Annotated in this window: 11 protein-coding genes; 5 read left to right on the top strand and 6 right to left on the bottom strand. The window is 44.5% G+C overall.

The window, feature by feature from the left end:
- Position 1: 1 nt before the first annotated feature.
- The 4 genes from rpoZ to ABHC48_RS03620 all read right to left on the bottom strand — a co-directional run bounded on the left by rpoZ (position 2) and on the right by ABHC48_RS03620 (position 2457).
- On the bottom strand, positions 2–346 hold the full coding sequence (gene rpoZ / locus ABHC48_RS03635) for a DNA-directed RNA polymerase subunit omega (protein ID WP_118578015.1): 345 nt from the start codon (positions 344–346) through the stop codon (positions 2–4).
- A 135-nt stretch (positions 347–481) separates the two neighbouring features.
- Positions 482–1108 (bottom strand): guanylate kinase, encoded by a 627-nt coding sequence (gene gmk, locus ABHC48_RS03630; protein WP_173772474.1) that lies wholly within the window; start codon positions 1106–1108, stop codon positions 482–484.
- A complete protein-coding gene (locus ABHC48_RS03625; protein WP_118578014.1) occupies positions 1101–1367 on the bottom strand; it encodes an extracellular matrix/biofilm biosynthesis regulator RemA family protein in 267 nt (88 codons plus the stop codon). The genes gmk and ABHC48_RS03625 overlap by 8 nt, the downstream gene beginning before the upstream one ends.
- A 211-nt stretch (positions 1368–1578) precedes the next feature.
- Complete coding sequence (locus ABHC48_RS03620) at positions 1579–2457, bottom strand: YicC/YloC family endoribonuclease (RefSeq protein WP_148461967.1); 879 nt, start codon at positions 2455–2457, stop codon at positions 1579–1581.
- 253 nt (positions 2458–2710) lie between these two features.
- Between ABHC48_RS03620 and ABHC48_RS03615 the strand changes: the two genes are divergently transcribed.
- Together ABHC48_RS03615 and ABHC48_RS03610 are read left to right on the top strand one after the other, a co-directional pair.
- A complete protein-coding gene (locus tag ABHC48_RS03615) occupies positions 2711–4459 on the top strand; it encodes an NFACT RNA binding domain-containing protein (protein ID WP_195699231.1) in 1749 nt (582 codons plus the stop codon).
- A gap of 138 nt (positions 4460–4597) precedes the next feature.
- Positions 4598–6154, top strand: a complete 1557-nt coding sequence (locus ABHC48_RS03610; protein ID WP_195699232.1) for an ABC-F family ATP-binding cassette domain-containing protein — start codon at positions 4598–4600, stop codon at positions 6152–6154.
- Positions 6155–6323: 169 nt separating this feature from the next.
- Here ABHC48_RS03610 and ABHC48_RS03605 read toward each other — a convergent pair whose 3' ends face one another.
- Both ABHC48_RS03605 and ABHC48_RS03600 read right to left on the bottom strand, forming a co-directional pair.
- On the bottom strand, positions 6324–7382 hold the full coding sequence (locus ABHC48_RS03605; protein WP_195699233.1) for a fibronectin type III domain-containing protein: 1059 nt from the start codon (positions 7380–7382) through the stop codon (positions 6324–6326).
- Positions 7383–7467: 85 nt separating this feature from the next.
- Positions 7468–9558 carry an elongation factor G gene (locus ABHC48_RS03600; RefSeq protein ID WP_118578841.1) on the bottom strand — a complete coding sequence of 697 codons (2091 nt, stop codon included), beginning with the start codon at positions 9556–9558 and terminating at the stop codon, positions 7468–7470.
- 210 nt (positions 9559–9768) lie between these two features.
- Here ABHC48_RS03600 and ABHC48_RS03595 point away from each other — a divergent pair, with 210 nt between their 5' ends.
- The 3 genes from ABHC48_RS03595 (at position 9769) to ABHC48_RS03585 (ending at position 13761) form a co-directional block, all read left to right on the top strand.
- The gene (locus ABHC48_RS03595) at positions 9769–10878 is read left to right on the top strand and encodes a prephenate dehydrogenase (protein WP_173717731.1); all 1110 of its coding nucleotides are present in this window, start codon (positions 9769–9771) and stop codon (positions 10876–10878) included.
- Between the two features lie 174 nt (positions 10879–11052).
- Positions 11053–12327, top strand: coding sequence for a 3-phosphoshikimate 1-carboxyvinyltransferase (gene aroA / locus ABHC48_RS03590; protein ID WP_187564788.1), 1275 nt, complete (start codon positions 11053–11055; stop codon positions 12325–12327).
- 444 nt (positions 12328–12771) lie between these two features.
- Positions 12772–13761 carry a 2-hydroxyacid dehydrogenase gene (locus tag ABHC48_RS03585; protein ID WP_118578845.1) on the top strand — a complete coding sequence of 330 codons (990 nt, stop codon included), beginning with the start codon at positions 12772–12774 and terminating at the stop codon, positions 13759–13761.
- Positions 13762–14320 lie beyond the last annotated feature (559 nt).

Below are 14320 nucleotides of genomic sequence, written 5' to 3'. Positions count from 1 at the left end.
ATTATTCTGCACTCTCCTCAGACTCAGCAGGATCAACTGCAGCTGCAGGTTCTTCAGCAGCAATCTCCTCTGCAGAATGTCCTGCGATCTCTGCTAAATCCTCTTCCTCATGTTTACCTGGAAGGATCTTAACCTTTCCGTGATATAACTCGTCAATTGCGATAGAAAGAGGTTTCTTGCCTTTAACATTATCTGCCAACGGCTTTGCACCGCCGATCAGCTGACGCGCACGCTTGCTTGTAGCAAGAATCAGGGAATAACGGCTGTTGAGCACCATGCTCTCATCGTCGTCCTCATTGTTGGTATTGATTGCTTCGATTAACTCAGAATAAGATGGATGGATCATATATATACTCCTTTCAAAAATTGTGATTATTGTTATAATTTTTATAAAGATTCGCAGCTTCAAGCTGTATTTTCGTGAATAAAGTTGCAAATCGATATTTCATTTTATGGCAGTTTCATCTGCTCTTTATTTGGATTATTCTTCCACAAACTTTGCTGCCTGTGCCTGGATCTCATGGATAAAACCAAGGTTTCGCCTCATGGCGAAATGTTCGCTCTGAATAATATTATGAAGCCTGTCTACAGCATCCTCCAGCTGGTCATTCACCAGCAGATAGTCGTACTCGTCAACTCCTTCTGCCTCCTGTGCAGCTCTTGCAAGACGCTGGTGGATCACTTCCGCAGTCTCAGTGCCTCTTCCAACAAGACGCTCTTTCAGTTCCTCCATGGAGGGCGCTGTTACAAATACCAGCACAGCTTCCGGGAATTTCTTCTTGATCTTGCGGGCTCCCTGAATCTCGATCTCCAGGATCACATCCCGGCCTGCTGACAACTGCTCCTCCACATAAGCCTTAGGTGTGCCGTAGTAATTCTCCACGTACCGGGCATATTCGATCAGCTGATCCTGACGGATCATTTCCTCAAATTCTTCTTTTGTGCGGAAAAAGTATTCTCTTCCGTCTTCTTCCCCTGGTCTGGGGTTTCTTGTGGTGGCAGATACAGACAATGCGTAATTGTCGTACTTCGCCATCAGGCTTTTCATAATGGTGCCTTTTCCTGCTCCGGAAAATCCGGAAACAACTGCCAAAACTCCTCTACTCATGGCCCTCTCCCTTATTTTCTATAACTTCTGCAAATCTGCGGGCGATCGTGTCCGGCTGGATCGCAGATAATATCAGAATGTGGTCTGAAGTAACGATCACGGACTTGGTCTTTCTTCCCTGAGTGGCATCCACAAGGGAATTGGAACCTTTCACACTCTGAACCATTCGTTTCACCGGAGCGGCATCCGGGTTTACCACAGCTACGATTTTCTGGGAATTCACCACATTGCCGAATCCGATATTGATTAATTTTGCCATGTTTTCACCCTTCTGTCAATAAGGAAAGCTTACGTCTTTAATTCTCTAGTACATCGCTTCGTAAATAACTATACCAATCACGTAGGATGTGGATTCGAGTGTGCAGGTATAAAAACGCAGGCGTAGCGGGCTACGCCGAGGCTTTTATACCTGTGCAATCGGATTCACAGACAAGTGAGTGGTATAGTTATTTCGAAAACGATGTACTAGGTTACTCCACATTCTGAACCTGTTCTCTGATCTTCTCAATCTCTGTCTTCAGATCAATCGCTATATTGGAAATAATCAGATCACTTGATTTCGACAAAATGGTATTTGCCTCACGGTTCATCTCCTGTGCCATAAAATCGAGCTTGCGTCCGATGCCTTCCTTCTCCTCCAGCATCTTCTTCATTCCCTGGATATGGCTGTGGAGACGAACAGTCTCCTCATCGTTGCAGATCTTGTCGGAGAACAGGACAACTTCTGCTGCAATACGGGAATCTTCGATCTGAGAATCCTCCAGAAGCTCATGAACCTTGGCTTCCAGCTTCTCTCTGTAAGAATCCACAACCTCCGGAGAGCGGGCTTCTACCTGACTTACCTTCTCATCAAGAGCATCCAGCTTGGCGATCAGGTCGTTCTTCAGATTCTCTCCCTCTCTTGCACGGGACTGGGCAAATTTCTCGCAGGCCTCACGAAGCGGTGCTTCCAGAACTGCCCATAATGCGTCCTCATCTACAGACTGCTCCTCCATAGTCAGCACGTCCGGATAACGGGAAAGAGCTCCTGCCTTCACATCGTTCTCAAGGCCAAATTCCTCTGCCATCTGACGGATATATGCAAGATATTCTCCTGCAAGCTCCTTATTATACTTCAGTGCGCCACAGCTTAAGGTGTAGTCCTCATATGTGATAAACACATCCACTTTACCACGCTGCATATAGGTCTTCATAAGATTCCGGATCGCGCCCTCAAGGAAAACCAGCTTCCTTGGCATTTTGATACTCAGATCCAGATATCTGTGATTGACGGATTTTAACTCAACGGTGATTTTCCGCTCTTTTGTAATCACCTCGGCCCTTCCAAAGCCGGTCATACTTTTTATCATAGTAATCTCTTTCTTTATTTTTATTCCGAATACTGTCTGAAAAGAGTACCATTCCGCATAACAGAATCGTCTCTGATATTCAAGCAATAACTTTACGCATGCTACTGATCACAGCTGCCTACGCATACAGATTTATTATAGTTCATTCTAAAACCCTAGTCAAATCCTTTTTTTGCTGTTATAATAAAGTCTGCATGTTACAGATTACTGGTCACGGAACGATCGGTAACCTGTCAGCAGAAAGGAGTTTTTTATGGCTTTTGACGGAATTACCATTGCTGCAATGGTTTCTGAATTAAATAAAAATCTCTCCGGGGGACGCATTAACAAAATTGCCCAGCCGGAAAGTGACGAACTGCTGATCACCGGAAAAGGTGCAAATGGTCAGAAGCGTCTGCTTCTCTCCGCCAGCGCCTCCCTGCCTCTGATCTATTTTACAGGCAAAAACCGGATCAGCCCTTTGACTGCACCTAATTTTTGCATGCTTCTCCGCAAGCACATCGGAAGCGCCAGGATCACTGCGATACGCCAGCCTGGTCTGGAGCGTGTTGTAGAATTTGAGCTGGAGCACCTGAACGAACTTGGTGATGTATGCCATAAGGTTCTCATTATGGAACTGATGGGAAAGCACAGCAACATTATCTTCTGTGATGATAATAATATGATCCTGGATAGTATCAAACACGTATCCTGCAACGTAAGTTCTGTACGTGAAGTTCTGCCAGGACGTCCTTATTTCATCCCCCACACTCAGGACAAGCTGGATCCTCTTACCATTTCCAGAGAGGATTTCATGGAAAAAGTATGCGGCAGATCCAATGCTGTCTCCAAAGCTCTCTATCAGACGCTTACCGGTTTCAGCCCGGTAATGGCTCAGGAACTTTGCTATCGCGCTTCCATTGATGGAAATGACGATGTCCAGACATTAGATGGGAATACCAGAGAGCAGCTTTATACAGAATTCACCCGTTTAATGGGACAGATCCGTGAGGAAGAATTTACCCCGGTTATTGTTTTCAAAGGGGACGAGCCGGTTGAATACGGTGTTCTTCCTTTTTCCCAATATGGAGAAGGCTTCACCACCCGTACCTTTGAATCTGTGTCAGAGATGCTGGAAACCTATTATGCCTCCCGCGACGTGATCACCCGTATCCGTCAGAAATCTGCGGATCTCCGAAAGATCGTCCAGACTGCCCTTGACCGCAACCGCAAAAAATTAAGCCTTCAGCAGAAGCAGATGAAAGACACTGAGAAAAAGGACAAATACAAGGTTTACGGCGAATTGATCAACACCTACGGCTACGGTCTGGAAGAAGGCTGTAAATCCTTTAAGGCTGTGAACTATTATAATGGAGAAGAAATCACCATTCCTCTTGATCCTACCCTGACCCCCCAGGAGAATTCCAAGAAGTATTTCGATCGTTACGGCAAGCTGAAGCGTACCCAGGAAGCTCTGGAGGTTCAGATTGCAGATACCACCAGCGAGATCGAACATCTGGAATCCATCTCCAATGCCCTGGACATTGCCGCTGAGGAGAGCGACCTTTCCCAGATCAAGGAAGAGCTTATGGAATACGGCTATGTGAAGCGCCACTACGGAAATAAAAAAGGTGCCAAAATGCAGGTGAAATCCAAACCCTTCCATTATGTTTCCAGTGATGGCTACGATATTTATGTAGGAAAAAACAACTACCAGAATGATGAGCTGACCTTTAAATTTGCCACAGGAAATGACTGGTGGTTCCATGCCAAAAAGATGCCGGGCTCCCATGTTGTGGTAAAGACAAAAGACGGCACACTTCCGGACCGCACCTTTGAAGAAGCAGGAAATCTTGCAGCCTTTTATTCCAAGGGACGCACTGCACCAAAGGTAGAGATTGATTATCTCCAGAAAAAGAATGTGAAAAAGCCGGCTGGAGCCAAACCGGGATTTGTAGTTTATTATACAAACTATTCTCTGATGGCTTCACCAGATATTGCAGGAATCCAGCAGTTATCCTGATTGTAACAGTTTTTCCCTCTTTGCATTTTGCATACAGCTCTGAATTTGCAAAACGGCTGCTCTGCAAACCGCAAGCTGCTATCTATATACACCGGAGCCTGTTTCAAACACGCTCTGATTTAAGAACAGGAGTTATCTATGAGTATTTTAAATGTTGAACACCTTACCCACGGCTTTGGTGACAGAGCCATTTTCCATGATGTTTCCTTCCGCCTTTTAAAAGGAGAACATATTGGCCTGGTAGGCGCCAACGGAGAGGGAAAATCCACCTTCTTCAATATTGTAACTGATAAACTGATGCCAGATGAGGGCAGGATCCAGTGGGCAAAAAATGTCCGTGTAGGTTATCTGGACCAGCATTCTGTCCTCGCTCCTGGCATGACTATCCGCGACGTGCTGAAATCTGCTTTTTCCTGGCTTTTTGAACTGGAAGAACGAATGAATACTATCTGCGATTCCCTTGGCGAAGCCTCCCCGGAAGAAATGGAAGCTCTTATGGAGGAACTGGGAACTATCCAGGATACCCTGACCATGCACGACTTCTACGTAATTGATTCCAAGGTAGAAGAGGTTGCCCGGGCACTTGGTCTTCTGGATCTTGGACTTGACCGTGATGTCACAGATCTCAGCGGCGGGCAGCGTACTAAGGTGCTCCTTGCCAAGCTGCTTCTGGAGAAACCAGATATTCTTCTTCTGGATGAGCCCACCAACTATCTGGATGAAGAGCACATTGCATGGCTGAAACGCTATCTTCAGGAATATGAGAATGCTTTTATCCTTATTTCCCATGATATTCCGTTTCTCAATGATGTGATCAATATCGTTTATCATATGGAAAATCAGGAGCTGAACCGTTATGTAGGCGATTATAACCACTTCCTGGAAGTCTATGAAGTGAAAAAAGCTCAGTTAGAGGCGGCTTATCGCCGCCAGCAGCAGGAAATCAGCGAACTGAAGGATTTCGTTGCCAGAAACAAGGCCCGGGTTTCCACCAGAAATATGGCAATGTCCCGCCAGAAAAAGCTAGACAAAATGGACGTGATCGAACTGGCTGCCGAGAAACCAAAACCGGAGTTTCATTTCAAACAGGGACGCACCCCAGGCAAATACATCTTCGAGACAAAGGATCTTGTGATCGGATATAACGAACCCCTTTCCCGCCCTCTCACCCTTTCCATGGAAAGAGGCCAGAAAATCGCGCTTGTAGGTGCCAACGGAATTGGAAAAACCACACTTCTGAAAAGTATTCTTGGTCTGATCCCATCATTAAAGGGAACCAGGGAATTAGGGGACAATCTGCAGATCGGATATTTTGAGCAGGAAGTAAAAGGTGACAACAAAACCACCTGTATTGATGAGATCTGGGCAGAATTCCCGTCTTATACCCAGTATGAAGTACGCTCCGCACTTGCAAAATGTGGTCTCACCACCAAGCATATTGAGAGTCAGGTCCGTGTGCTTTCCGGCGGTGAGCAGGCCAAGGTCCGCCTTTGCAAGCTGGTAAACAAAGAGACAAATGTCCTTCTTCTTGACGAGCCTACCAACCACCTGGATGTGGATGCAAAAGAGGCTCTGAAGGAGGCACTAAAGGAATACCGCGGAAGTGTGCTTCTCATCTGCCATGAGCCGGAATTTTATCAGGATGTGGTTTCACAGGTGTGGGACTGCAGTAAATGGACAACTAAGATCCTGTAAATGCTATACTAAGATTATTATTTTATAAGCAAAACAGCATCCAGACAGAATATATTTTTTATACTTCTGTCTGAATGCTGTTTTTATTTCCTTTACTAAACAGACGTGTCACCTGTCGGCGGCATCACCATATATGAAGGATTTATGCATTCTGTTACATTTCAATCTATCAGTTCACAAACTGAATGATTCCGGATACCTGCTCGTATGCACTATCCCAGTCCTGACCACTTGCCAGTCCTTTTACTTTTCCCTTGATTGTTACTCGCTTGGAAGCCGCATATCCGGAAGCATCTGCCTTGATTCCCTTATTGGTTGTGAAGTCATGCGTACGCCAGATCTTATCTGCATAATATTTGCCGTCAGCCTTCAATTCAATATTGCTGAATGTGGCATTTACAGAATCTCCGTTTAATCTTGCAGAACCCTCTACGCGAAGATAGACAGTTGTGTTTGCAAGACTGCTGTTTTTAACTGTTTTGGCAAGTTTGCCGTTGATGTAGCAGCTGCAGGTTCCGTCTTTTTTCACAGTCAGCATTACATGGTAAGTCTTATCTCTGGCCGCTTCCTGAACCCAGATATAGTTCTGACCGCCTGCACCATTGTGGGCTACATTCTCGATCATGAACCATGCCTTACCTGTATAGGGAGCTCTTGCATGCTTGTCATACTGGATACCAAAGCTTACTGCAGAGGTCGCCGTGCAGGCAACCAGCTTCGCATGGTAACCGGAACCGGAACCAGAAAGTACCATATCCGTTTCAATGGTATATTCGGAAGCTGTATTTGCAACAGTGGAACCTGTTGCCGTGGTATTTCCGCCGGCAGTATCCGGTTTCGTTGTGGTTGGCACCTCATAAACAATTTTCAGTCCTTTTTTGTTATAGGAACTTACTTTCTTTCCTTTGTAGGCTTTTACTGTGTAGCAGTATGTAGTTCCACTCTTCACTTTTTTATCTGTGTAAGATGTTTTGGAACCGCCTTTCACAGTTTTGATTTTTTTCCAGGAACTATTTTCTGTCTTACGCATAACATAGTAGCCGGAAGCGCCTTTACTCTTTTTCCAGGTAATTTTAACACTTTTGTTTACACGTACCACCTTGGAAAGCTTCGGTGCTTTTAATGCTGCTGCCTGAACCGCCTCTGCTTTTCCAAATGAATAAACCGGAAATACAAGCATAAAAGCAAGTAAAAACAGCATAATCTTTTTGATTCCTTTTCTGTTCATAATATTCCTCCTTCTTTCCTCATATGAACTTCCATCATAAAAGACGGAGAACTTCTTCAAGAAATTCTCCGTCTCATTATACTACTTATTCATCAGCAGCGTCAACCTTACTTGCCCTTGCTTCGATCTCTTTCTGCTGGATATCACCAGGAGCCTGCTCATAGCGGGCAAACTCGTAGGAGAAGTCACCACTTCCACCAGTCATGGAACGAAGATCTGTGGAATATCCATAAATCTCAAGAAGAGGAACGTCAGCTTCAATAATGGTATTTCCGTTATGATCCGGATTCATTCCAAGAACACGGCCGCGGCGCTTATTCAGATCGCCCATAACGTCACCTGTATATTTATCCGGAACTGTAACCTTCATGGAAACGATTGGCTCTAACAGTACCGGAGAAGCATCCATGAAGCCTTTCTTGAATGCAAGGATGGTAGCCATCTTAAACGCCATCTCTGAGGAATCTACCGGATGATAAGATCCATCATAAAGAGTAGCCTTTACACCAACTACCGGATATGCTGCAAGAGGTCCTTTCTGAACACATTCCTGAAGGCCCTTCTCGACTGCCGGGAAGTAGTTCTTCGGAACTGCACCACCAACAACAACCTGCTCAAATACGTATGGAGTCTCCATATCGCCAGACGGCTCAAAACGCATCTTAACATGTCCATACTGTCCATGTCCGCCGGACTGTTTCTTATGTTTGCCTTCTACGTCAGAATTCTTGCGGATGGTCTCACGGAATGGAACCTTCGGTTTGGAAAGCTCTACATCAACTTTATAACGCTCTTTCAGCATGCTGACAATAACATCAAGATGCTGATCGCCCATACCATAGATCAGACTCTGACGGTTAGCACCATCGTTCTCAACACGAACAGTCCTGTCTTCGCTCATGATCTTGGCAAGAGCCTGGGAAATCTTATCCTCATCGCCCTTGTTCACAGCCTTAAATCTCTTATAGGTATAAGGTGTGGAAAGAATTGCTTTCGGATAAAGAACCGGATTCGCCTTGGTGGCAAGGCTGTCACCAGTCTGAACACTGACTAATTTGGCAATTGCACCGATATCACCTGCATGGAGCTCTGGAACTTCGATAGGCTTGGAACCCTGAAGAACATATAATTTGTTAAGACGCTCTTCTGTGCCTTTCTCAACATTGAGAAGGGTATCATCAGATTTGATAACACCGGAGCAAACCTTGATCAGGGAATACTTGCCAAGGAATGGATCCACGATGGATTTCCATACATATGCTGATTTTGCTTTGGCGAAATCGTAATTTGCTTCAAAAATCTCGTTGGTCTTCTGGGAAATACCGTTGCAGGAACGTTTGTCCGGGCTTGGGAAATATCCGCAGATGTCGTCCAGAAGGTTGGATACGCCGCGAAGATTGATCGGGGATCCCATGCATACCGGAACAATGCTTGCATCCTGTACATTGGCGGCAAGTGCTGCGGAAACTTCTGTAACGGAGAACTCGTCTCCCTCAAAATAACGATCCATGAATTCCTCGCTGGTCTCTGCTACAGATTCCATCAGGATATCATGATACTTCTCAAGGTACTCATCCAGATAAGAAGGAATCTCGCACTCTTCCTTCTGTCCCTTGTCGATATATTTTCTTCCGGCCTGCTTCACAACGTTAACATATCCCACGAACTTGCCATCCTCACGGATCGGGAAATGCAGCGGGGCAATCTTCTTGCCATAAAGCTCAGTAAGCTGATCTACTACCTTACGGTAACTTACATCGTCCACGTCCATATCGGTAACGAAAATCATTCGCGGAAGTTTATACTTCTCGCAGAGATTCCATGCCTTCTGGGTACCAACCTGTACCCCTGCCTTACCTGATACTACGATGATTGCTGCGTCTGCAGCACTGACAGCTTCCTCAACTTCTCCTACGAAGTCAAAATATCCGGGAGTGTCCAGAATGTTTACCTTGTTCTTCTGCCACGGGACCGGAATCAGAGATGTAGTGATAGAGAAATGTCGTTTGATTTCTTCTTTATCATAATCACTGACTGTATTGCCATCTTCTACACGGCCTAAACGGTTGGTCAAGCCGGCAAGATATGCCATTGCTTCTGCCAGAGTTGTCTTTCCAGCACCGCCGTGTCCTAACAGCACTACATTTCTGATTCGGTCAGTTCTAAAAACGTCCATATGTAATACCTCCCTGTTTGTCTAATATGTTCATATTTTACTAAATATTCAGAAGAATTTCAAGTATTTTCTGGGATTTTGACGGTCTTTTTTCAAAAAAGTTTAGATTATTTTGTCATTTCTGTAGGAATTGACAATTTGCGAGGAATCTCGTACAATATCATAAGATAATTTTTCACTTTAACGAAGGAAAGGAAACGACATTATATTATGAAGACAATCGGTTTTATCGGTCTCGGTCTGATTGGCGGCTCTATCGCCAAGGCCATCCGGAAGTACCATCCGGATTACCACATTCTGGCCTATAACCGCAGTAAGGAAGCACTTGCCTCCGCCATCAGCACCGGCATTATAGATGGTGTCTGTGAGGAAATGAAGGATCCACGCTTTGGATCCTGTGATTATGTATTTTTATGTGCTCCGGTAGAGATCAACCTGGAGTGCCTTGCATATCTGAAAGAGATCCGCCAGCCAGGCTGCATTATCACAGATGTGGGAAGTGTAAAGGGAATCATCCATCAGAAAGTGGATGAGCTGGGAATGACAGACTGCTTTATCGGCGGTCACCCTATGGCCGGTTCTGAGAAAACCGGTTTTGACCATTCCAACGAGCGCATTCTGGAAAATGCATACTATATTCTTACCCCTGGCGGGGAAGTGGGACTGGAATATATTTCAGATTTTACAGAGCTGATCAGTTCTCTTGGTGCTATCCCTATGGTGCTTACAGCTGAAGAACATGATTTTATTACAGCAGGTGTAAGCCATCTGCCCCATATTATTGCTTCCGCCCTTGTAAATCTGGTAAAAACTCTGGACAACGATGCCGAATACATGAAGACCATCGCAGCAGGCGGTTTCCGCGATATTACAAGGATTGCCTCTTCTTCTCCTGTTATGTGGCAGCAGATCTGCATGGAAAACCATGAGAACATTTCCAATGTTCTGGACGACTACATCCGCATGCTGATCCAGATCCGCTGTTCTGTAGACAACTGTGCTACAGATGGTAAGGAGGCAGATGCTATTTATCAGATGTTTGCAAGCTCCAGGGATTACCGTGATTCCATTGATGTTGTGGATAATGGTCCTATCCGCAAGGCTTATGTGCTTTATCTGGATATTGCAGATGAAGCCGGCGGAATCGCTACCATTGCCACCATCCTTGCCATGGATAAGATCAGCATTAAGAACATCGGAATTATCCACAACCGTGAATTTGAGCAGGGTGTTCTGAAAATCGAATTTTATGAAGAAGACGCTATGGAAAAGGCCATTGCACTTTTGAAAAAGCGCAATTATATTGTTTATGAGCGATAACCAGCGCACCGGCAGTTGTTTATTGGATACATCACAATTAATTTTTCATACAAACTCTGTATCAATACAGCAAATACGAAGTAACCGCCATATTGACTCGTCTAATTCTTTATAAGTAATATAGCCGATACCCGTTTTTACTGTATGAAACTTTATATTTAAGGAACGATTATTATGGAAATAAAAAAACTTACAAATCTCCACGGAGAACTTACAGTCCCAGGCGACAAATCCATCTCCCACCGTGCCGTCATGTTCGGTTCCCTTGCCAAAGGAACCACAAAGATCACCCATTTTCTGGAAGGAGCTGACTGCCTTTCCACCATCTCCTGTTTCCGCAAAATGGGCATTGATATTGAGAATAACAGCGGAGAAATCCTGGTTCATGGAAAAGGACTCCACGGATTATCTGCCCCTGTTGATATTCTGGATGTCGGAAACAGTGGCACAACTACCCGCCTGATTTCCGGTATTCTTGCAGGACAAAATTTTGTATCGGAGCTTACCGGCGATGACTCTATCCAGAGCCGTCCCATGAAACGGATCATGACGCCTCTCCTTTCCATGGGCGCTGATATTGCAAGCATAAAGGGAAATAACTGTGTTCCTCTTCGGATCACAGGTCATCCTCTGAAGGCCATTCACTATGATTCCCCAGTTGCTTCTGCTCAGGTAAAATCCTGTGTACTTCTGGCAGGAATGTATTCTGACGGAATTACCAGCGTCACCGAACCGGTTCTTTCCAGGAACCATACAGAAATCATGTTAAACTATTTTGGAGCTCGGGTAACTTCTGAGGGAACTACCGCTTCCATTGCTCCGGAACCATCTCTTTTTGCCAGAGAAATTACAGTACCTGGGGATATTTCTTCTGCTGCTTATTTCATCGCTGCCGGACTTCTGGTGCCAGGCAGTGAGATTCTTCTGAAGAATGTGGGAATCAATCCCACAAGAGACGGACTGCTCCGTGTGTGTAAGGACATGGGCGCAGACATTACCCTGCTAAATGTTAATATGGATGGAGAACCTACTGCTGACCTTCTTGTCCGCGCCAGTTCTCTTCATGGTACAACTGTTGGCGGAGAAATTATCCCGACGCTTATTGATGAGATTCCGATGATTGCAGTTATGGCGGCTTTCGCAGAGGGAACTACTGTGATCAAGGATGCAAAAGAACTTAAAGTAAAAGAATCAGACCGTATTCTGGTTATGGCAGAGAATCTTTCCCGCATGGGTGCGGACATTACACCTACAGAGGACGGAATGATCATACATGGAGGCAAGCCGCTTCACGGCGCAGAGATTGACTCTTACCTGGACCACAGAGTGGCTATGTCTTTCGCTGTTGCAGGACTGCTCTGTGATGGACCGCTCTCTATTAAGGGTGGAGATTGTGTGAAGATTTCTTATCCGGAATTTTATGAGGATCTGTATCGGTTAGGAGAATAATCTGAACCGCAGGAACTTAAATGAGAACATTTTTCGTTACTGTGAACGGAGTGAGCAATAACCATTTTTCCATTTAGGTTCCTGTTTTTTGCCTTTTTAGATGTGCATTCCTATTATTTTATGTTAAATAATAGTCAATGTTAGTTTAGTGTAACTGTCATACTTTGCCAGATTATATGCTTGTATTTTCTTTTTAAATATACATATTGCACATTTTACCATGTATTAATTTCTGTGCAATTTTAAAATTCGTTTTAATCTCATTTCTATATTGATATTCTTTTAACGATTTCGACGAAGTTAAAAAACTTTCCGTTTTCCTCTTTTTTTCTTCAAAAAAATAACGTATAATCCCACTGTAAGTTGAGGAACACTAAAACAAACAAAGCGAAGGTGAACAGCCCAGACAAAAGAGCGGCTGCCACAAGAAAGGAGCCAGAAATAATGAAAATTTTATTTTACGGAACCAAAAATTATGACGAGCAGTTTTTTGAAAAACTTTTACCTGAATTTCCAGATATTAAGATTAAATTTATTGAAGCAAATATCCATGAGGAGACCGCTTCTCTTGCAAAAGGTTATGAAGCCATCTGTGCTTTTGTAAATGCAGACCTTGGCGCTCCTGTTATTGAAGAATTACATCAGCAGGGTGTAAAACTGATCCTTATGCGCTGCGCTGGTTACAATAACGTGGATCTTAAGACAGCCCACAAATATGGCATGAAAGTTCTGCGTGTACCAGGTTACTCTCCCGAGGCTGTTGCTGAGCACGCAATGGCGCTGGCGCTTACAGCTAACCGTCACACTCACAAGGCTTACATCAAATGCCGTGAGAACAACTTTACTTTAAGCGGTCTTATGGGCGTGAACCTTTACAAGAAAACAGCCGGTATTATCGGTACTGGTAAGATTGGTCAGGCTATGGCAAGAATCTGCAAGGGATTTGGAATGCGGGTCATTGCATATGATCTTTTCCCAAACAAGAATCTTGACTTCCTGGAATACGTTTCTCTTGATGAGTTGCTGGCTACCAGTGATCTGATCAGCCTGCACTGCCCGCTTACTGACGAAACCAAACATATTATCAACGAAAAGACAATTGCCCAGATGAAGGACGGAGTTATCCTTGTAAACACTTCCCGTGGCGGTCTTATCAAGACGGAGGATCTGATTTCCGGTATCCGTGACCACAAGTTCTTCGCAGTTGGTCTGGATGTTTATGAGGAGGAATCTGATTACGTATTCGAAGATCTGTCTGAGAGCATCATGCAGACTTCCTTGATCCAGAGGCTTCTCTCCTTCCCGAACGTAACCATGACCTCCCATCAGGGATTCTTTACAGAAGAAGCGCTCACCAATATTGCAGAGACAACTATGGAGAATGCGCAGGCTTATATCAATGGAGATGAGCTGAAGAACGAGGTTCTCTCATAATTCATAAATCACTATAGAAAATACGGTGTTTCAATGCATAGGTATTGAAACACCGTTTTGCTATTTAGTGTGTTGGGAGGGTGAAAAGTTTTCAGGAGGGACGCATTTGGACAATGTGTATTACTCACTCGCCGGCGCAACGCTCCGATGAACTAATCGCTAACTGCGACTAATGCGTTCGGGAGAGCCCTCACGCATAAGTCTCCGTAAGCGCTGGATTTCATCTGCGCTAAGAACGCGCCTGAAATGGCTCGCTGGAGTAATACACATTGCCCAAATGCTGTGTGTCGGCTGGGACTGATTCTATTTAGGAACTTTTAACGAGGAAGAGGGGGAGTGATTGGTTTTCCGATACTTTCTTGGCAATGATGGATTAGATAAAAACAATAAAGCTGCGAAGTACCAACCATCTAAATGAGGTATCGAAGACACATATAATAATATGTCAAGTTCTTTGTTTGCAAAACAGCCCTAAAAATGTGCAAATACTTCATAGAAATTGTAAAAGCCGCTAATTTCCGGCAAGATTTCCATAAACTTTCGTTTCCGATATAGTATA

Source organism: Ruminococcus sp. 1001136sp1, from assembly GCF_039841815.1.
Lineage (GTDB): Bacteria > Bacillota > Clostridia > Lachnospirales > Lachnospiraceae > Blautia_A > Blautia_A faecis.
This window is presented reverse-complemented; position numbering and strand designations above follow the sequence as displayed.

Bases quoted from the DNA above. Each gene is read 5' to 3' on its own strand.
- ABHC48_RS03620 (WP_148461967.1), bottom strand. From the start codon at position 2,457: ATGATAAAAAGTATGACCGGCTTTGGAAGGGCCGAGGTGATTACAAAA.
- ABHC48_RS03585 (WP_118578845.1), top strand. From the start codon at position 12,772: ATGAAAATTTTATTTTACGGAACCAAAAATTATGACGAGCAGTTTTTT.
- ABHC48_RS03610 (WP_195699232.1), top strand. From the start codon at position 4,598: ATGAGTATTTTAAATGTTGAACACCTTACCCACGGCTTTGGTGACAGA.
- ABHC48_RS03605 (WP_195699233.1), bottom strand. From the start codon at position 7,382: ATGAACAGAAAAGGAATCAAAAAGATTATGCTGTTTTTACTTGCTTTT.
- ABHC48_RS03625 (WP_118578014.1), bottom strand. From the start codon at position 1,367: ATGGCAAAATTAATCAATATCGGATTCGGCAATGTGGTGAATTCCCAG.
- ABHC48_RS03595 (WP_173717731.1), top strand. From the start codon at position 9,769: ATGAAGACAATCGGTTTTATCGGTCTCGGTCTGATTGGCGGCTCTATC.
- aroA (WP_187564788.1), top strand. From the start codon at position 11,053: ATGGAAATAAAAAAACTTACAAATCTCCACGGAGAACTTACAGTCCCA.
- gmk (WP_173772474.1), bottom strand. From the start codon at position 1,108: ATGAGTAGAGGAGTTTTGGCAGTTGTTTCCGGATTTTCCGGAGCAGGA.
- rpoZ (WP_118578015.1), bottom strand. From the start codon at position 346: ATGATCCATCCATCTTATTCTGAGTTAATCGAAGCAATCAATACCAAC.
- ABHC48_RS03600 (WP_118578841.1), bottom strand. From the start codon at position 9,558: ATGGACGTTTTTAGAACTGACCGAATCAGAAATGTAGTGCTGTTAGGA.
- ABHC48_RS03615 (WP_195699231.1), top strand. From the start codon at position 2,711: ATGGCTTTTGACGGAATTACCATTGCTGCAATGGTTTCTGAATTAAAT.